This is a genomic window from Phytoamicus setariae, assembly GCF_016722925.1.
Taxonomy (GTDB): Bacteria; Pseudomonadota; Alphaproteobacteria; order Rhizobiales; family Rhizobiaceae; genus Rhizobium_E; species Rhizobium_E setariae.
Genome location: NZ_JAEQNC010000023.1, coordinates 1 through 18,697, shown reverse-complemented (window position 1 = coordinate 18,697; position 18,697 = coordinate 1). Strand labels below are relative to the sequence as shown.

Annotated in this window: 20 protein-coding genes and 4 pseudogenes; 16 read left to right on the top strand and 8 right to left on the bottom strand. The window is 57.3% G+C overall.

The features are described from left to right. The first annotated feature begins 493 nt into the window (after positions 1–493). On the top strand, positions 494–916 hold the full coding sequence (locus JJB09_RS25505; RefSeq protein ID WP_201663919.1) for a hypothetical protein: 423 nt from the start codon (positions 494–496) through the stop codon (positions 914–916). Positions 917–990: 74 nt separating this feature from the next. Next, a pseudogene (locus JJB09_RS26825) lies at positions 991–1,359 on the top strand (DDE-type integrase/transposase/recombinase); the annotation flags it as partial. On the opposite strand, the gene JJB09_RS25495 reads toward JJB09_RS26825, so the two are convergent. Further along, complete coding sequence (locus JJB09_RS25495; protein ID WP_201663918.1) at positions 1,283–2,356, bottom strand: nucleotidyltransferase family protein; 1,074 nt, start codon at positions 2,354–2,356, stop codon at positions 1,283–1,285. The pseudogene JJB09_RS26825 and the gene JJB09_RS25495 overlap by 77 nt on opposite strands. A gap of 207 nt (positions 2,357–2,563) precedes the next feature. On the opposite strand from JJB09_RS25495, the pseudogene JJB09_RS25490 reads away from it, so the two are divergent. After that, a pseudogene (locus JJB09_RS25490) lies at positions 2,564–2,665 on the top strand (IS6 family transposase); the annotation flags it as partial. 117 nt (positions 2,666–2,782) lie between these two features. Here JJB09_RS25490 and JJB09_RS25485 read toward each other — a convergent pair. Further along, a complete protein-coding gene (locus JJB09_RS25485) occupies positions 2,783–4,795 on the bottom strand; it encodes a bifunctional metallophosphatase/5'-nucleotidase (RefSeq protein ID WP_201663917.1) in 2,013 nt (670 codons plus the stop codon). Positions 4,796–4,880: 85 nt separating this feature from the next. Further along, a pseudogene (locus JJB09_RS27085) lies at positions 4,881–4,973 on the bottom strand (IS6 family transposase); the annotation flags it as partial. Between the two features lie 579 nt (positions 4,974–5,552). Between JJB09_RS27085 and repA the strand changes: the two are divergent. The 3 genes from repA to repC all read left to right on the top strand — a co-directional run bounded on the left by repA (position 5,553) and on the right by repC (position 9,167). Continuing rightward, positions 5,553–6,734 carry a plasmid partitioning protein RepA gene (gene repA, locus JJB09_RS25475; RefSeq protein ID WP_201663950.1) on the top strand — a complete coding sequence of 394 codons (1,182 nt, stop codon included), beginning with the start codon at positions 5,553–5,555 and terminating at the stop codon, positions 6,732–6,734. Next, positions 6,731–7,738, top strand: coding sequence for a plasmid partitioning protein RepB (gene repB / locus JJB09_RS25470; RefSeq protein WP_201663916.1), 1,008 nt, complete (start codon positions 6,731–6,733; stop codon positions 7,736–7,738). The genes repA and repB overlap by 4 nt, the downstream gene beginning before the upstream one ends. Before the next feature lie 157 nt (positions 7,739–7,895). Continuing rightward, the gene (gene repC / locus JJB09_RS25465) at positions 7,896–9,167 is read left to right on the top strand and encodes a plasmid replication protein RepC (protein WP_201663915.1); all 1,272 of its coding nucleotides are present in this window, start codon (positions 7,896–7,898) and stop codon (positions 9,165–9,167) included. Between the two features lie 274 nt (positions 9,168–9,441). Here the strand turns inward: repC and JJB09_RS25460 are convergent, their stop codons facing one another. The 3 genes and pseudogenes from JJB09_RS25460 to JJB09_RS25450 all read right to left on the bottom strand — a co-directional run bounded on the left by JJB09_RS25460 (position 9,442) and on the right by JJB09_RS25450 (position 11,856). After that, positions 9,442–10,464, bottom strand: a complete 1,023-nt coding sequence (locus JJB09_RS25460; RefSeq protein WP_201663914.1) for an LLM class flavin-dependent oxidoreductase — start codon at positions 10,462–10,464, stop codon at positions 9,442–9,444. Positions 10,465–10,700: 236 nt separating this feature from the next. Then, positions 10,701–11,086: pseudogene (locus JJB09_RS25455) on the bottom strand (type II toxin-antitoxin system VapC family toxin). Positions 11,087–11,349: 263 nt separating this feature from the next. Then, positions 11,350–11,856, bottom strand: a complete 507-nt coding sequence (locus JJB09_RS25450) for a hypothetical protein (RefSeq protein ID WP_201663913.1) — start codon at positions 11,854–11,856, stop codon at positions 11,350–11,352. Between the two features lie 609 nt (positions 11,857–12,465). Here JJB09_RS25450 and JJB09_RS25445 point away from each other — a divergent pair. Beyond that, complete coding sequence (locus JJB09_RS25445; protein WP_201663912.1) at positions 12,466–12,783, top strand: hypothetical protein; 318 nt, start codon at positions 12,466–12,468, stop codon at positions 12,781–12,783. Positions 12,784–13,063: 280 nt separating this feature from the next. On the opposite strand, the gene JJB09_RS25440 is transcribed toward JJB09_RS25445, so the two are convergent. Further along, positions 13,064–13,468, bottom strand: a complete 405-nt coding sequence (locus JJB09_RS25440; RefSeq protein ID WP_201663911.1) for a PDDEXK family nuclease — start codon at positions 13,466–13,468, stop codon at positions 13,064–13,066. 124 nt (positions 13,469–13,592) lie between these two features. Between JJB09_RS25440 and JJB09_RS25435 the strand changes: the two genes are divergently transcribed. From JJB09_RS25435 to JJB09_RS25400, 8 genes are all read left to right on the top strand, one after another. Beyond that, complete coding sequence (locus tag JJB09_RS25435; RefSeq protein ID WP_343229090.1) at positions 13,593–13,883, top strand: LLM class flavin-dependent oxidoreductase; 291 nt, start codon at positions 13,593–13,595, stop codon at positions 13,881–13,883. Then, positions 13,859–14,620, top strand: a complete 762-nt coding sequence (locus tag JJB09_RS25430) for an LLM class flavin-dependent oxidoreductase (RefSeq protein ID WP_201663949.1) — start codon at positions 13,859–13,861, stop codon at positions 14,618–14,620. Before JJB09_RS25435 ends, JJB09_RS25430 begins: the two co-directional genes overlap by 25 nt. Positions 14,621–14,774: 154 nt before the next feature. Then, entirely contained in the window at positions 14,775–14,951 is a 177-nt protein-coding gene (locus JJB09_RS25425) for a hypothetical protein (RefSeq protein WP_201663909.1), read from the top strand. Further along, positions 14,941–15,225, top strand: a complete 285-nt coding sequence (locus tag JJB09_RS27205) for an EamA family transporter (protein ID WP_425523770.1) — start codon at positions 14,941–14,943, stop codon at positions 15,223–15,225. The genes JJB09_RS25425 and JJB09_RS27205 overlap by 11 nt, the downstream gene beginning before the upstream one ends. A 35-nt stretch (positions 15,226–15,260) precedes the next feature. Continuing rightward, complete coding sequence (locus tag JJB09_RS25415) at positions 15,261–15,632, top strand: hypothetical protein (RefSeq protein WP_201663907.1); 372 nt, start codon at positions 15,261–15,263, stop codon at positions 15,630–15,632. A gap of 216 nt (positions 15,633–15,848) precedes the next feature. Next, positions 15,849–16,628 carry a phage tail protein gene (locus JJB09_RS25410; protein WP_201663906.1) on the top strand — a complete coding sequence of 260 codons (780 nt, stop codon included), beginning with the start codon at positions 15,849–15,851 and terminating at the stop codon, positions 16,626–16,628. A gap of 49 nt (positions 16,629–16,677) precedes the next feature. Continuing rightward, positions 16,678–16,827 carry a hypothetical protein gene (locus tag JJB09_RS25405; RefSeq protein WP_201663905.1) on the top strand — a complete coding sequence of 50 codons (150 nt, stop codon included), beginning with the start codon at positions 16,678–16,680 and terminating at the stop codon, positions 16,825–16,827. Positions 16,828–17,016: 189 nt separating this feature from the next. Continuing rightward, a complete protein-coding gene (locus JJB09_RS25400; protein WP_201663904.1) occupies positions 17,017–17,838 on the top strand; it encodes a class I SAM-dependent methyltransferase in 822 nt (273 codons plus the stop codon). Positions 17,839–18,162: 324 nt separating this feature from the next. Here JJB09_RS25400 and JJB09_RS25395 read toward each other — a convergent pair whose 3' ends face one another. Then, positions 18,163–18,387, bottom strand: coding sequence for a DUF6894 family protein (locus JJB09_RS25395; protein ID WP_201663903.1), 225 nt, complete (start codon positions 18,385–18,387; stop codon positions 18,163–18,165). Positions 18,388–18,556: 169 nt separating this feature from the next. Between JJB09_RS25395 and JJB09_RS25390 the strand changes: the two genes are divergently transcribed. Then, positions 18,557–18,697 (top strand): peptidoglycan-binding domain-containing protein (locus JJB09_RS25390; protein ID WP_201661612.1); only part of this gene is annotated, 141 nt, incomplete at its 3' end.

The window sequence follows — 18,697 nt, the reverse complement described above, 5'->3', positions numbered from 1 at the left end:
GACGCAAACGGTCCAATTTCTTCTGGGTTTTGAGGCATTTATGGCGACAAGGAAGTTCAAATCATCGCCCGAGAAGCGCGTAGCGACGGCTAAGGGGCGCGACAGGCGGGCCAGGCTCGGCATTCCCGAATTGGACGTGGTCGACGAAGCAGTGTCCGCTGCCGTCATGCAGTTTCTGAAAGAATCGAAGCGGCAGTCAGCCGATCTCGATAGTGTCCTCGAAGCCGCAATTCTTCATCTCGTCGGACGCGGTTACCATGCAATCGGTTCGCGTAACAGATTACTCCGACGACTGTCTGACCGCCGACCCTATCGAGTCAAATCGGCAAAGAATTGGCATGATGGCTCCCCTCCCCCCATTACTCCCGGTTTCTGAATCGCGGAATTTGCGCCACGGGGTGACATCGACTGTGACGCGCCAGACCTTCAATAGCCTCAGAGGTTTCTTGCAAAGCGATAGACCATGCTCATGGCCATAACTGGAGCAGCGGCCATGGACGAACACGAAGCATGCACACTCGGGCAGGAAATGCGTTTGGGCAGACTATGGATCGATGCGATCATGGCAGCCGATCCGGAACTATGTGCTGGCGACCGTTTGAAACTGTTACTCGCCGGTGCGTCCGACTTGGACGGTTTGATTGTGGCCGAGGCCATCGAGCGACTCTTGGTGATGAACGGCATTGACCGGGTAAAGCTCCGCGAAAAAGGTCGACGCGCATTCGGTAGTCTCGACGTGTCGGCCGGTGCGCGGGTACGCTGGTCAAAGGTCTGTGAGGGCCTGTCAATCGATGTCGATCTGGTTGAGGTGTTCATAGACCTCGGCTTGGCTTGGCGGGAGATTTCGGGCCAAATGCGGCGATCGGCGGATGTAGATTACCCGCGCGCTAGCACGGCCACTATCTTGGCCACTTAAATTAATGATGCTCGACAGGTGATAGGTCTGAGGGGCATGTGGAATGAAACCCTACGTGAGCTCACGGTAATCACCTTTATGCCAACAAGCTCCGATCCTATGGTGCCGCAAAACGCGGTATCATGCTCGGCGTCGAACATCGCTCGCACAGGGGCTTGAACAATCGAGCCGAGAATTCCCATCAGCCGATCCGAAGACGGGAGAGGATCATGAAGAGGTTTAAGTCAGCACGACATCTTCAGCGTTTCGTATCCATCCACGACCCAATCGCCAACCTCGTGCACATTCCCCGCCACGATATTCCATCCGCCCACCATCGAGAACTGCGGGCGTTTACATCATCAACGCCTTTCCCGGCCGGAAGCTCTAAGCTTCCGATTCAGGATCAATCCCCAGCGATGACAGGAAGGCGGCAACCGCCGCCTTTTCCTTTTTCGGCATGAACGCGAGGCCAGACCGGATCGCAAGCCGCCATCCTTCACCCCTGCCCCATGCTTCCATGATAGCATCGCCCAAGTCGCCGCCCCTGTTCGTTTCCTGCAATGCCTGGAACAGGATTGACGCTTGCCGCAGGTCCTTTTCGCGCTTAGCCACGTCCGTCGTATCGACCACCCGGAGCGAGGCCACAATAAGCTTGTGGACCGCGTAGCGTTCAGGAGCCGGGACGATCACCGATATTCCGGACTTATGCAGTAAAACAGCGCGGATCGGCTCATAGATCAAGAAATCGAGAAACCACAGCGGATCGGCCGACGCGCCACCGAGAGCGGGCATTTCGGCCGGCTGATCCAGATAGTCATCACTTCCCCTATTTCCCGTCAAAAATTCCACCCGATATCGAGCAGCGTTTTGAAATGCCGTAGTCCGGGCCGAACCGGATCGGTGCGGCACCGGCCGAAACGTCGGATCGAGATCGTTCAGGATTTGGAGAATAGGGGGAATGGAGTCCTCCACTTCCGCCGAGATTGCATAGTCTTGGGCGAAATCCGCATCGCCTGTCATCATCGAGGTCGCCGGCAGGCGAACACCGAGTACGCCGGCATAGGTCTGGAATGCGACGGTTCCGACCAGGCAGGCCCGCAGTCGGAAAATTCCTGCATCAGCAAGAGCCTCGACGACATCTCCCGAGAAACGCTCAGGCGCCGGCAAACCGGCATCCCGTGTCAAGGTCGAAACGAGCTTGCGACGGGCTTTGGCGTCGCCTTTGATTTCCTTGAAAGCCTCGACACGACGGGTAATTTCTTCATCATCAGCGGGGCCAACATAGCGCCGTTTTTCGCCTTCAGGTGAGGGCTGATCGAAATACCAGTAGACCCGTTGTTTGACCGTGACCGGCACAAACCGGCCCTCAATTGGGAAGTCAGTTGCAAAGCTGGCATCGAGCAGTCTTTGCCCGAGTTCGGCAATCATGGTGCGATAGATCAGGTCAATCTGTTTCATCGTTCGCGCTCGTTATACTGTATTTGCAATTTCAGTATAACAGTGAGCCTATAAAGGTAAAGTGAGAAATCATGACGTTGATTCCCACTGAGAACTGATGGAGTGGATGCCCTCCCGACGGCAACGCGATGTGCCAAAGTGATGTTTGCAACGTCACTGGCACCGTCAAGTTAACCGAACGTCGATCAAGATGTGGGATCTGGCGGCATAACCTCATTCGCCCGTGCACCTTGTTATCGTCGTCACCGATTTCCAGCGGACGTGGTTGCCCATGCCGTGTGGCTATATTTCCGGTTTCCGCTCAGCCTGTTCGAAGCGCCTGGTACGTTGATGATCTCGATATGGCTATGGCCCACGCAAAGCAGCATCTCCTTCGGAAACGCGGCTTTGCGTGTTATCGCATCGTTCCATCCGGCGCGGTGGATCCTAGCGGAGGAGATGAACCCTTTGATCGAGCGCAACGCCCGTTTGCGCTACCATGGTTCTGACTTCGCGGATCATCGCCACGACTTCATTGCGATAAATCAACCCGGTGTGGTCATAAGGCAGGTCCCTGAGATCCATACTAGGGATCTGTCCGGGGACATCGCCGCCTATCGGCTTACCGTTCCAGGTCTCGCCAAATCCACCCAGGGCAATATAGGTGTTGAACGCCACCTTGTAATCCTTATCGAGTGCATGCTCGATCGGCTTGCCCGCTATGGTGATATCGACCGCCTCGGCTTCGCCAGCACTGCCATTGAGCTTGATGGTGTAACGCAAGGCGGAAGAAAAGTGCAGGAACCCGCGCGACACAAACGCAGAAGTATCGACCTTGTCGACCTCCTCGGGCCGCAGGATGCGTTTTGCGTTGCTCGTGAGCATGTCCCGGATCTGCGCCCCGGTCATAGTCGCAACGTGCACGCCGTCGGCATAAGGCATCACATCATACCACTGCCGAAAGCTGAGCGAACCCTGCGACAGGCCCGACGCAAGGCCCGAGGCGTTAAACAAGGCAATGTCGATGCGACCATTCGGGAAGTTCTCCGAACGCTTGACCAGGGCATCGTTCATGAAGTTTGCCAGCGCCGTTTCGCCGACATAGCGGTCGGCGAAGGTGCGCTCGGTCGAGACAAGCTGGTCGTCGGGCACTTGGCCGATAACTTCGTTCAGACGCGTGTCGAGCGCCTTGATCAGCGGTGCCACATGGGCCTGTTCGAAATCGACGTCATAGTCCTCCTCTTGTTCGAGAGCTTCGAAGCCAGGTTCACCAGCCTTGACCCGCTTGTCTCGGCTCTTGGTGTGGCGCAGCCCAACTGAACTGAACCAGCCCTTGCGACCATTTTCGGCGCGGATCGACATGGCGATCTCGCCAAGGAAGGCGCCGTGTGCCTGGGCTTGGGTGATCAGAACGCCCTCGACCATATTGTGAGGGTCTATGCCCTCGGCGTTGAGCTTGGTGTGGGTGTGAGCGCCGATGATCACGATCGGCTTGTCCGTCAGCGGGGCGATGGTTTCGGCGATTGCAAAATCGCCTTCGCCAATAGTCCGTGTTGTGCCCGCCTTACCGCTCTTGTGCTGCTCGCTGCCATAGCCGCAATGCGACAACACCACGACCATGTCGGTAATCGAGGCCAACGCCGGCAGGACGTTGCGTACCGCATCAAGCGGGCTCGCAACCGCCAACCCCGGATCGGCGGGCTGCCCTACACGGGTATCGACGGAGGTAGTGAGGCCGACAAAGCCTATCCTCAGCCCTTTTACCTCGCCAATGGCAGCGGCCACGTAGTCATCGTCGCGCTTCAAGAAAGCCGATCCATGGACATTAGCGGAGAGCAGCGGAAAGCGAGCATCTGTGGCAATGCCCTTCTTGAGCACTTCGGCGCCGCGGTCGAATTCATGATTGCCTAGCACCGCAACATCGACGCCTCCGGCCGAATAGACCCTATATCCGGCATCAGCGAGGAATTCCTGTGGCGACCAGCCCATCAGTTCGTCGAAGATTGAGCCGGTGTGGTCGTCGCCACCGGAGATGAACAAGACCACCTCGTCGGCGGCTGCGGCGGCGCGGAGCGCTTTCACTTGCTTGACCATCTGCGAAAAGACGTGTGTGTCGCCCTTCTTCGCATGCATTTCGGTGATGTGATTGTGCATGTCGTTGAAGTGCATCAGCCGCACCAGTCGGCGCTCGCCCCGCTCAAGCCCGGAGACAGGGACCGACGCCCCAGTTTCAGTGACGATGGACTGGATCGGTCCCGCAAGCGGGTCGCCTTTAAGCAGATAGAGCTTCTCCAAGGCACCGTTCGGGTTCGGCGTGCCTGCGATCATGGCCAGTTCGCCCGTTGCGGGCGCCGCGTGAGCGCGAAATACCAGGTATGGCGAGACGGCCGCAGTGGCTGCGAGCGCTGCTCCGCCTCTCAGGACCGAGCGCCGAGAGAAACGGCCTTCATGTTTCGTCATTAGTGTGCCCTCTTGTCAGTAACGCGCAGGATGCGAGCATCTGTGCGCTGCTGCACTACCGAGCCCGCATGACAGTGGCATGAAGGGTACCGCCAATTCGGCGCTCTCTCAGCATTTCCTCGACAAGGCGTAAGCTCAGCGGAAACCTGAAATACAGCCAGACCGCATTCGAGATGATCTGTTGCGGGAAACGGTGGCGCTTGTAGCTGACGGCAGAATTCTGGGCTTTATGAGGTGGACGGCCTCCTGCCCCGGCGCGGTTACATCGAACTGACAGTTTAGATATCGTTTTGACAAGCAGGGCAGTTCTGGCGTGGCCGACGGGTTTGTCGGCGTACGGTTTTCATTTAGCTGACCCCATGCACCAACGCCGGACTCTCCATTGAACCGGGGAGGGCAAGCCTCGGCTCGCTTTCGCACTAAGGCGACGATTTTGCATCGGTGCCCCGGTAGTTTTTGCGAGTTCCCAGCAGGGAACTCTTCATTCGAACAGTGCGAAAGGAGAAGAGCCCGTGCTTCCGTTAAGCGGCCACTCTGTTTTTGTGGGTGGCGGCCAGGCGTACAAATGCAAAGTTCCCAGTTGGGAACTCTGAAGATGTCTTAACCGCGATTGCCACTGCCTCCCGAATCGGCATAGCCTTTCTTAACTACGGGCAAATCCCGAATTTTCGAAATTATGCGTAGTCAAAGCAATGTTAACCACTTGTTAACCATATCTGATGTGTTGTGTCAGGAGTGGAGACAAGGAGAGAATCGAGTGTCGCGCAGTTTAAGCAGTTTGCAGTTCATGCAAACATTCTCGAGCAAGCTCGAGATAGCGCTAAATAATCTATCGATGGCACAGTATCCGCCGGACGCAAGGCGGACGATGCGGAAATTTGCATCTTCGGAAGTCGCAGCGCTTCTGGGCGTGACCGAGGCTTATATAAGGCAGGTTTCTCTGAAGGGGCTCGGGCCTGAGCCGGAAATTACCCAGAACGGCAGAAGGCTGTATTCATTGGAGCAGGTCCTGGACCTGCGGATGCACCTTGCGGAAAAGGGCCGGAAGAAATGGATTAATCCCCGGCGGGTAGGGGATGAAGCCTGCCAGATCATAGCCGTTACGAATTTCAAGGGCGGGTCATCGAAGACCTCAACCACGATCCACCTTGGCCACTGGCTCGCGCTTCGGGGCTATCGGGTTTTGGCCGTCGATATGGATCCGCAGGCGTCGCTGACCAGCCTGCAAGGAACGTTGCCGGGCTTCGATTACAGGGAAGGGGATACCCTCTATTCCGCCATACGCTTTGACGACCCGGTGGAGACGGCAGGGATCATTCACAAGACACACATTGCCGGTTTCGACATTATCTGTGCTGGCTTGGAGCTCACAGAGTTCGAAACTGCGGTTGCAATGGAAATGCGCAAGACGGGAGGCACAGGCTTTCTCTTGCGTGTCGCTCAGGCCTTGGAACAGGTCGCCGGCGACTATGATGTCATTCTGCTGGATTGCGCGCCGTCTCTCAACTTCTTGACGCTTTCGTCGCTGACCGCATCGACGGGTGTGCTGATTCCTGTGCCGGCTCACATGCTGGATGTGGATTCGACCGGCAAGTTTCTCGAGTTGGCCGCATCCTACATGCAGATCCTCGATGAAATCGGGGCAGGGGCCACATGGGACTTCGCGAAATTCCTGATCACTAAGTTCGAGCCTAACGATCACCCGCAAGCCAACATGCAGGCCCTGATGCGGCAGGTCTTCGGTGAAGACCTGCTGCTCAATGCGGTCATAAAGTCGACGGCCGTTGCCGATGCGCTGACCTGGAAGCAGAGTCTTTATGAAGTGCAGCGGTCGCGGTTTTCGGCGCCGAAGACTTACGACCGCGCCATTGAGTCGATCAATGCCGCAAACGCCGAGATCGAAGTCCTGATCAACCAGGCATGGAGACGTGAACCATGAGCCGTAAAGACTCCAAGGGAATGTTCGCCGCGGTTCTCGGGCAGTTGGATAACGAGCCGCGCCAGACGATGAAGAGTGCGTCGCCACATCTGCTCAAAGTGGCCGAGGGTGTGCGCCAGATTCAGGAACGCGGTGAACTGGCCGACATGCTGTTGAAGGATGGCGAGAGGATTGTCGAGATCGATCCGGACAAGGTACTCCCATCTTCGATCCATGATCGCTTCGAGGGTTCCTATGATGACGAAGCAGTGCTTGAAATTGTGGAATCGATGCGGGAGCGAGGGCAGATTGTGCCGGGCCTCGTGCGCCCTGCCGCCGATCGCCCCGGCTACTTTCAAATCGTCTTCGGACGCAGAAGGCTGGCCGCAGCCAAGACTCTGGGCGTCAAATTCAAGGCTGCTGTTCGTGAACTCTCGGAAGAGCAGGCCGTCATCTTTCAGGGCGAGGAAAACACTGCCCGTCAGGATCTCTCTTTCATTGAAAAGTGCGCCTTTGCTCTTGCTCAGGAAGAGAACGGCTTTCGTCGCGAGACGATCTGCGCATCGCTGTCGACCAGCAAGTCGCATGTATCGGAAATGATCAAGATCGTGGCTTCGCTTCCGAAGGAGATCATTCGTGCCATAGGAAAGGCTCCGGGGATAGGGCGAGGGCGTTGGGAAGAATTCTCAAGGGTCCACATGCATCCGGGAAATGAAGGTCGTGCTCGCGAGTTTGTCTCTCAAAGCTCATTTGGGAGGCTCGCTTCTGATGCGCGTTTCCAGCAGTTGCTGACATTCTTGAAAAACAGCCCCGAAAAGGCGCCGTCAGAGGGAGCCTCGACGGAGACGCTGAAGTGGGAGCCCGGTGACCGACAGGTGAGTGTTACGGTGAAGCGCAGTCCAAAAAGCGTGACGCTGGCTGTCAGTGAAGGTCGGGGAGCCAGGTTCGGCGCGTGGATATCCGACAATCTGGATGTGCTCTACCAGCAATTCCGCAAGTCGGGAGACAGCAAGACAGGAGACTAAACAGCAAAAGAAAAAGGCCCCCAAACGACCAAGTCGTGGAAGCCCTTCTCATGTTCTCGCAAAGCAGAGAATCGCATTTTCACGAATCGCAGTCAAGAGTCATTGGCACCGTTTTTGGCGGGTAGGTTTCTTTTGCCTTTTTGAAAGGTAAAGGACGATGCAGAGTGGGACTGTGACGACGCCCTTTGGGCGGCGGCCGATGACGCTTGCCATGGTGGCAAGTCAGTCGATCGAGGTCGACAAGAATAAAACCATCGACAAATGGATGCTGTACAGAGCGCTCTGTGAAGCGCGCACGCGCCTCGGCGTGACGGATAGAGCTTTGGCGCTGCTTAATGCCTTGCTGACCTTTTATCCGAAGGCAGAATTGTCGGCCGAGCACTTGCTGATCGTTTTCCCATCGAATGCCCAGCTCTCGGCGCGCGCGCATGGCATGGCGGAACCAACGATCCGGCGCCATTTGGCCATATTGGTCGACGCCGGGTTGATCGCGCGAAAGGATAGCGCCAACGGCAAGCGCTTTGCTCGGCGGGACGGCGAGGGCGGCATCGACGACGCGTTCGGATTTTCCCTGGCCCCGCTTCTCGCGAGAGCAGAAGAGATAGAAATGCTGGCCGCGGATGCTGCGGCAGAGCGTCTTGTGTTCCAACGGCTCCGCGAGCGTCTGACGATCTGCCGCCGGGATGTCGCCAAGCTCATCGCTGCCGCGATCGCTGAAGGTGCAGCAGGAGATTGGGAAGCGCATCACGTGCATTACCGGGCGATTGTCGACGCCGTCCCGCGGACACCGACCGCGATGCAAGTAGCATCTAGCCTGGATGAGATGGAGCTCTTACGCGAAGGGATCGTCAACGCGTTGGAAATGCAGATGAAAACACAAAATCATAACGGCAATCCATTGCAAAGTGAGCGGCACATACAGAATTCAAATACCGAATCCTATTCTGAATCTGAACCTCGCTTCGAAAAGAAGCAGGACGCGACGCTGGAGAACCATACGACCGGGCGCAGGATGGCCGAAGGATCCAATATGCAGAGGCAAAGCCTGAAATCTGAGGCCCAGGCGAGCGGTCCATCCGACATACGGGCATTTCCGCTGGGCTTTGTTCTTCAGGCCTGCCCGCAAATTGTGGATTACGGCCCGGGCGGAGCGATCGCCAGTTGGCGCGACATGATGTCGGCCGCCGTGGTGGTCCGATCGATGCTGGGGGTTTCTCCGTCTGCCTATCAGGATGCCTGCGAGGTGATGGGACCAGAAAATGCCGCAACCGTTATCGCCTGCATCCTGGAACGGGGAGGGCACATCAATTCAGCCGGCGGTTACCTGCGCGATCTGACGCGCCGCGCCGAAAGGGACGAATTCGGCCTCGGCCCCATGCTGATGGCGCTGTCAAGGACCAACGCAGGAGTGCGGCGGGCTGCGTCGTGAGGACGTTGGCGGCGAACTCGAAAGCCGGTCGGTCGCGTATTCCGACCCGCCATATTCAACGTCGCGAGGCCATCAATGGATATAGGACAATGCTGTGATTGTGAGTGGGACGGCCAGCCCAATTGCCATTGCCGTCACAAGTTTCAAACGGTGAAACCGTCGAGTCCGCTGCCCATCCCAGTCATAAGTCATGGCACCATTCCTCCGATCACACTAATCAAGCAAGGCGGAATGTATGTGTCAACCGCCGAAAGGTTGCCGAAGAAAACGATGGTTATCGCCAGCCGAGGGCAGGGGCAACCTGTTCCAGAATGGTCTTGATGACATGGACATTGTATTCAACGCCGAGCTGGTTGGGAACTGTAAGGAGCAGCGTGTCGGCTTCGGCTATCGCTTCATCCTGCCGCAACTGCCCGATCAGTTCGGTAGGTTCAGCGGCATAGGATCGGCCAAATATCGCCCGGGTCTGCTCGTCGATGAAACCGACCTTGTCTTCGTCGGGCCGGCCTCCGCCGAAATAGGAGCGATCCATGTCGCTTATCAACGCGAAGATGCTGCGGCTGACCGAGACACGCGGTGCGTGTGCATGGCCGGCTTCCTTCCACGCATTGCGATACGCGCGGATCTGGGCAGCTTGTTGGATATGGAATGGTTCGCCAGTCTCGTCGTTCTTGAGTGTCGAGCTCTGCAAATTCATCCCCTTCTGAGCCGCCCAAATGGCGGTTGCATTGGAGCTTGCACCCCACCAGATCCGTTCGCGAAGGCCTTCGGAATGCGGCTCTAGCCGCAGTAACCCCGGTGGGTTGGGAAACATCGGACGCAAATTCGGCTCGGCGAACCCTTCTCCGCGCAAAATATCGAGAAAGACGTCGGCATGGCGGCGTCCCATATCTGCATCGGTCTCGCCTTCGGACGGCTGATAACCGAAATGACGCCAGCCATCGATCACCTGTTCTGGCGAGCCACGGCTGATACCGAGCTGCAGACGGCCGCCGGAGATCAGATCCGCCGCTCCGGCATCTTCCGCCATGTAGAGAGGATTTTCATAACGCATATCGATGACGGCCGTGCCGATCTCTATGCGGCTTGTCTTTGCGCCAATTGCGGCCAGTAAAGGAAAGGGCGAGGCAAGCTGGCGGGCGAAATGGTGAACCCGAAAAAAGGCGCCGTCGGCACCCAGCTCCTCGGCCGCGACCGCAAGGTCGATGGACTGCAGCAATGTGTCCGAGGCCGAGCGTGTTTGCGACTGGGGCGAGGGCGACCAGTGACCGAAAGAAAGAAATCCAATTTTCTTCATATAATCAGCTCTTTCGTGTTTTCTGCCGCGCGTGGACACCGACTTCATAAGTCGGAGCACGGCTTCAGGATTGCAAGCCTGCGGAGGAGGCTATTTCTACCTGAATAGCGATGCTGTCTGTTCGACAGTGCGGCGGTTGCCCCGATAGTGACCAGAACAGGGACGTCGAGGTCTGCGCAAACCGTTCAACGGAGACACGCCAGGCAGCGAATTCGAACGTTTCCGGTGTGCCGGCCTCATGCCTGCAGGATATCGGTCTGGGAGAAATCATTGCCTTGAACAGCAAAGGCTCGCCGCGGGTCGAGGCGAGGGCGTAGGAAAAGCAATCTCCAAAGTTCAAGCCGGCGGGATGTCGGCCTTTTCCAAATCTTCGCCAGGCACGCTAGGCGGCATCTATCTGCTCGCGATCGACAGAAACGATCTCCACATTTGCTTTGTGCAGCCACAGGTCGAGCTCGGCGGCACCTGCTTCACCGAGGCGGGCTTCGATGACCATTGCCAGTTCGAGGACGCTTGCCGCTGAGATGAGACGAAGTGGGTCGTTGGCGATCTTTCGCTCGAGGTCAGCCGCTTCGGGTTCATTCATGGCTAAGGCAACGATGACCGATGTGTCGATGACCATCAGTTCGGCAGTCCGTCGTCGTCATACCCGAGGATTCCGTCAGCGGGTCGATGATCGATCACCGGGAGGGCAGAGCACTCAGATGGATGAGCGGATCAACCGAGCGCAGCCACATTAGTTGCTTGGCGAAGACTGATCGACGCTGAGCGCTCTTAGGACTGGTGCGCTGCAATAATTCGGCCATGCATGTTCAGATGGAGGACGCGATGGAGGCCAACCTCTTTGACCGCGGGGCGCGTATTGGCAATTCGGGCACCAGGCAATTACCGCCGCGTCATGACGATCTCGCTGGTGATAACCAGCTTTCCGGTTTTTGGATCGCGATCGGTCGTTTTCAACGTTAATCCCGCTGCGCCCACTTTCTCGACGGTCAGCGTCGCGTCGCGGTCACCGTTGACATTTTTGGCCCAGCGAACGGAAAATGCGATTGCGTTGCCCAGTCGTTTGCCACTCAGCGCAGCAGGCCCGGTACCGGCGCCAAGGTAGGTTCCCTTGTAGCGTGTGCCCGCCAGCCGAATATCTGCGCTGATTTTTTTGGAAATAACCACCAGACCGGCGCAAGAACCGCTCAGCGACAACGAACTTGCTGTGGCGGATGATCGGAACCTGCATTTGACCTTGATCGGTTCCAAATTCGTGCGAAGCCTAACAATGCCCCGGCCCACATATGAGCCTTGCATCGCATTCAGAAAACTCGCCTCGCTGGCCAACGTCTGGTATGTGGCCATTAGCGATATGAGGAGGGAGGCTGTCAACAATGCCTTGCTCATCTGATTTCTCAGCCTTCTGAAGATCGTGGAACGGCGTCAGTGCCCGGAAAGTTCCAAGCTCACCAAACCTGAGCATATCTGCCGATCTATCTTCCTTGGTCGTCTGGGCCTGTACCAGGTGTTCGCGTCCGATCTGCACGAGTAGGGCTGGGGTCCGAACACTCGGGACGTAATCATCGGGCTCGATGGCATGAATCCTGTCCCTTTGCTATTTCTGGGGTTTCTCGGGCGCGTTTTGCGGCACCGGAATACGAATTGGGCCGCTTTTCTCCGCCACATCCATCACTATCGATACTTGCTACCTATCGAAAGTGATGAACATTTTCTGCAAGGTATGCGGTGACCGATGCAAATAGATAGATAACATCCGTTTAGAAAATATTATGCTATAAAAGCAATCTGATACGAACTGGCGAAATTGCCCATCTCGAGCCTACTGCGACCGATTTCCGACGCCGGCAGCGCATTGGCGCAGCTCGGCGAGCGGATTGCCAGATAGAGCTTGACCGGTCCGATCTGCAGCGAGTTGGTGACCTTGGTGGAGGCGAGCCAGGCAGCCCGCGCCGACGGGATAACCTCCGCCTACTCGACATGGACATCGGCCTCTCCATGGGGCGCCGCGAACCGTCCCGCACAAGCGTCCGCGCCGCGGCAATCTCGGCGACGGAGATCATCGTCCAGCGCGCAGCCCTGGATCTCGACATCGCGCCGGAGGAGTTCGACGCACTGGCGCCGAACATTATGCACTCGCCGAGCGGTGAGCGGCTGCCATATCTCGAGATATCGGACGCGCTGCCGAACGGCTCGGGCTTCTGCCGCCATCTGGTGGGCGACAGCACCATCCCGGTCTCCTCCCTGATAGGCAGCATCCTCGACGAGGAGGGCGCGCCTGGCCGAGAACCGACATCGTCGACCCCGACCACATGAAGCGGTGCGGATCTTCCTGCTACAGGTGCCTGCAGAGGTACAACAACAGGAACTTTCACGGTCTTCTCGACTGATGGTAGATCCCTGCTACGAGTGCGGGATGGATGGGAATTACGGCCACTTTGAGCTTAGCGACTGGCCGAAGGCCGCGATGGAGCTTGCGCTCCAGACGAAAACATTCATCCCCGGCAACACGGTCTCGAGCGTCAAGGAGAGACTGGATATCCCGGTCTTCTCACTCGATGAGCACAAGAGCCGATGGGGAGTCGTCGTACACCCGCTATGGGACGCGAGGAAGCTGTTCGACCGTCTGGACATCAGTCGAAACTACTTCCCTGTCGACAGCTTCGAATTGTCCAGGCGCCCGCTTCATGTTCTGCAACGAGCGCGCGCTGCCGCGAGGTGAGAGTTTTGCTGCTCTATATTGTTCGACGGTCGAAAGGATCTTCTTCACGATTGCTTCGACCGCCTCATTCTCCCAGAAACGAAGAGTCGTCCAGCCGATCTCTGCAAGGTGCGCGCGGACACGGCTGTCACGTGCGCGGTTGCGTTCGATCTTCTCCATCCAGAAGGAGGTGTTCTTCTTCACCGATGACGGATGGATATCGCACCTATGCCAAAAGCAGCCATCGAAGACTGCGATCTTTAAGGCGGGCAGGGCGATGTTGCAGGTGATGCGCTTCATTCCGGGAACGGGGTAATGGACCCATCATAGCCTGTTGCTTTTCGACGTTCTCTCCCTTCAGCTTCGGATGATGGACGTCCCACCTATGGCGCGAAGCGGAAATCGTTTCCGCATTTGACCTAACATTGCGCGCGCTCTTGGCACACTTGACCTATTGAGCGGCGGACGGATCGCCTGGAATGTAGTGACGTCGACCATCGATAAATCTGCCAAATGCTTTGGAATGGAAAAGCTCCTGGATCGCGTCGCTCGCTATGATCGTGCCGAAGAGGTTCTTGAAGCCGCGGCGCAGCTTTGGGAAAGCTTTGGACGAAACGCGATCGTCGCCGACAAGTCCGCTGGCGTGTACATAGACCCGGCGCAACTGCAAGAATTTGACTATGTCGGCAAATATGTAAAGACGCGGGGGCCCTGACCACGCCACAAAGTGCGCAGGGCCGGCCGGTTATCATCCAGGCAGGCTCATCCGAAAGAGGGCGCGAGTTCGCGGCCCGCTGGGCTGAAATGATTTTTGCCAGTGGCACAGATCTGAACGACCTGCAGCCCTTCTACAACGATATGAAACGGCGCATTACCTCGTTCGGTAGGTCGCCCGATGACTGCGCCATCCTATCTGGTTTGAGGGTCACGGTTGGCGAGACGGAGACAATTGCCCGCGAGAAGCTGGAATTCTGCAACAGCTTGATGAGCGATGAACTCGCAATCGGGACGACGTCGAAACATATCGGGATCGATCTCACCCTCTTCCCGAAAGACGGTCCGATGCCTGATTTCGAGAGCGAGGTGGGATCACGCGGCATTTACCAGACATTGCTGTCGCTCAGCCGTGAAGAAGGATTGAGCCTTGCCGAAACCGCACGCCGGTATGCGGGAGTGGGCAGCGGTTCTGGGGTAACTGGTACGCCGGAACAGGTTGCCGACCACATGCAGCACCTGTTCGAAGAGCGTGGAGCCGACGGTTTCATGTTGAATTTCGGTTCGGGACCGGGTGGGCTTGAGGATTTCTGCCGGCTCGTCGTGCCAATCCTTCAGGAACGCAAGCTGTTTCGTTCCGAGTATCCCGGTACCACCGTGCGCGAGACGTTGGGGCTCAGCCGAGGGCCGGTATATCCTCAAAAGCGGCCGGTCAATTCGCTTGAAACCGTGGCGTGAACTAGAGCGGAGCAGCGGCGGACAAAGCGCGCGGCCCGTCGACAGCAACAAAAGCGCAGGCTCGCAAACGGCTGAAGTTTTGCATCTCGCTCGAAGAATGCGTTCGGGAGAGATCGCTGAAATCCGCTTAAAATCGATATTTTAGAAGAATGCCATGAGCGATAGACGCGAATACATTGCAGGCATCGTATTTATTCTGTTGTCGGCATTAGCCTGGAGCTTCACTGGTTACTTCACTCGGCTGATAGCGCTCGACAGCGTTACCGTGATTGCACGGCGCGGCATCTTCGGATCATTGAGCCTAGTCGGCGTCTCGATCCTTGCGCGGTAGGGATTGGTATCGCGAATTCGTTAGAATAGGTAAGCCCGAATTATTATGTGTTGCAAACACGATGGCGGGAACGGTCATGCTGATCACCGCCTATTCTCATACGTCCGTCGCGCATTGCGCGGTAATATACGCCGCCCTGCCGTTCGTTACCGCCTTCCTGGGTTGGGGCCTGCTCGGAGAGATTCCCGCCAGTAGAGCCCTTTGGACCAGTTGTTTCGCGCTACTGGGCGTCTGTATCATGGTAGCGAGCGGCTCGGATGGCAGCTCCTGGTAGGCCCACGCCACGAAGAAGACGTAGCGGAGCTGCCCATGCTGGTGCTCTCCCTCCCGGTAGACTGGATGGACGACGAGCGGCGCGACCGGGCGCCCCTCGCTCGTTACGTGGGGGCGAGCAGGTTCCGTGCCTGGCACAGATCGCTGCTCGACGGTGTGCACGGAACAGCGGGACAGCGATGGTCGGAGCCGCGCCCGGGTAGGGAGCCCGGAGACGCCCTCCGGCTGTCCGAGATGTTCACGCTTGAGACCATGCTCTCCGCTTGGGCTCGCGATCCGCGGGCGTTCGAACGCCGCATCGCCGGCATGATGGCGATGCTCGAATCTTTCCGCGAGGCCTTTCAGGCGCTCCCCGACGAGGAGGAGAGGAGGGCGGCGCCCGCCGTCGTGCAGGGAATGCCGCTCTAGGACTGGCGCAAGGATTCCACCAATGGTGGGTCTGGGGCGCATCGTTGGGGCGATGAAAGCACTTATGAGTATTCGGCCAATCCGATCGTCGCCGCCTACGATATCATGCGCGGTATCTATCGAGGCAACGAACGGCTTTACGGTGGCTGGGCCTGACCGGCACGGCGCTTCGATAATGATAGTTGGACAGCGGCTGCAAACGTCTGCGACGAGAACATGACGCTTGCCAACGGTAGCACCGAGAAGCGTTACCGGGTCGGCACGGAGATCAATCTCTCCGAACCGTTGACCGTCATCGAGCGCATTCTCTCGGCCTGCAACGGTCGCCTGGTCGAAAGCGGCGGAATCTACAAGGTCTATACCGGTGCTATTCCGGCAGCGGTCGTCTCGATCACCGACGACGATATCGTCATTTCGCAGGGTGTTTCCGGCGACATGTTCCCCGGTCGCGAGAGCGTCTATAATTCCGTGACCGGCAGCTATTGCGAGCCCGAGAACGGCGGGCAGATGAAGGCATTCAAACGCCGCACCAATGCCGACCAGCTGGCGGCCGACAACGGCCAGATCCGCGCCATCGAGATGACCCTCGATTATTGCCGATCGAACACCCAGGCACAGCGCGTGGCGAGGTTTGCGGTCAACGACAATCTGCGGCTGGTCAAGCATGTGATCCCGCTGCCGGCATGGGCGCGCAAGCTGGAACCCCGCGACGTCATAGACTGGAATTCGACCCGGCTCGGCTACGTCAACAAGAAGTTCATCGCCGGTGACGTCACACTCTGCAACGACGGCATTGTCTGGCTTGCCATTCGAGAGGCGAACCCGAATGACAGCGACTCGGCCAGCCGGAGCGCGATACCGGCCAGATGCTGCGGGCGATCAAGTCGGAGCATGAGCGGCGAGAGCTTGCAGGAAAGCTGTTCTCCGGCGTGCATATCACCGCCGAAGACAAGATGGTGCGCAACCTGCAAAGCCTTGCGAGCATCGCCCAGCTAAAAATCGCCCGGGGGACACCTCGACGTTCGTGTTCAAGGATGGCAGCGATGTGGAACACGAGATCACATGGCAGACGCTCGTCGATGTATGGGGCGCGTCTGTCGACTATCTGACCAAGCTCTACGCTGCGAAATGGGCGCTGCAGAAGATGGACCCCATCCCGCTTGACATCGGAAACAACGTTTACTGGCCAAAGTAATTGGAGTTCGTCAGGGGCTGCAGCTGTGGGAAAGTGAAAAGCCTCTATGCAATGGACGTCGGACTTGCTCTGGCCTTTTTTGACAGACATCGTGATGGAACCCTTTCGATCTCCTGATTGTTTGGCAGGTTCCATTGCGATTCCCTGCAGCATTTTGCTTTAGGACAATTGCAACCGTGGAGAAGCACGATGCTACCCCTGCGAAAAGCTGCGCCTCAGAACGAGGCGAAAAGCAAGGCTGAAATTGAGGCGACTGTTCATCACCTCGCCCCGTTCCATCACGCCATCGACCTGCCTTACGGCCTCAGTACCTATGTTCCGGAGCTCTCCCGGCAGAACCGGGAACGCACGAGATTACCAACCTTCCTCGATCACGCATGGGGCGACATCGTCGCTGCCTGCGGCGGATCATTGAAGAGGAAGCGGGTTCTCGACATCGCCTGCAACTGCGGCGGCTTCTCAGTCCAAGCAGCAAGGTCAGGGGCCGAGTATGTATGCGGCATCGATATCGACCCGCACTACATAGAGCAGGCAAACTTCGTCAAGGATACGATCGGGTTGCCGAATCTGGAGTTCCAGCAGATCGATCTCCTGGAGCTCCACCCCTCCACGCACGGCGTCTTCGATCTCGTGCTGTGCCTCGGTATTCTCTATCATCTGGAGAATCCGGTTTTCACAATGAAGCGTATCTCGGCCATAACGGGTGAAGTTTTGGTGGTCGACACCACGCTCATGAAGGTACCGCTCATCAATCCAATCCTTGAGCGATGGCCATTGTGGCACATGCGCAGGGTTTCGGCCGCGACACCGGATGCGAGTAACATCAGCACAGCTCGCTGGCGACCAAAAGACTTTTGTCAATTCTCGCCCAATGCCCCCGCAGTTAAAAGTTTGCTAGAATACTGCGGTTTCGGTGACATCGTCCGCCTCAAGCCAACAGCAAAGGGGCTTGAGGATCGCTACTATAGCGGACAAAGGGCGACGTTCATCGCGCGGAAATCGCAGGTTTAGGCGGTTAGCGCTTCGGCCTCCTATCCACGACATCACGTGGACGGTTGTCCGGTCTTCGGACGCATCCGTCGAATAGGTGAGCAAACTTTTGTCGCAAAATGAGCGCTGCAGAAAACGGATACCATCTCGCTAACGTCGCCGATGATCAGTAGCCGGCGAACTACCAGTAATCGCTTGGTGAAAAGCTCAACGCAGACCAAACAACCGCGATTACCAGCAGCAAGACCAAAAATGCACCACCTGCAACTATCGCCTCGACCATGTCCCTTGTCCGAATATTCAAAGGCTCAACAAACCACATCGGCATATTGTTCCCTCAAGTCATTACAGCAGCGACCCGGCAACGGAAATGACATCCAGTAGCGCGCCCGCCGGATCGTAAATCTCGATGAATGGACCGGCACTGGTGCAGTCCGGAGCCTCCGGAGTTAGTTTAGCCGCAGCTTGAGAAGCCAGCGACCGGGCGGCCTCAAGATCCGGCAATTCGTGTGCAAAGGGTTCGCTGACGCTGTGATCGCGCATGCGCAGCGTGAAGTAGAACAGAGGCAATCATTGTCTCCGAAGTTTGCATGACTTTGATGCTCGCCTGCCGGTGGATTTCATATCCCCGAACGAGTTCAACAGGTCTTCGGGTCTATAGTTGAACTGGTTTCCAAATTCTAAAACAGGGTAGCGGCGAGCGCCACGTATCAACGGTTTCTCAATAAGGAAAATCGCAATGAAGACGACGTTGGATATCCAGCGCCGACTGAAGGAGCTCGGCTATGATCCGGGATCCTTGGACGGCATACTTGGCCGACAGACGATCGCCGCGCTCAAACGCTACCAGACGGCAATGCATCTGGCCGTCGACGGCATT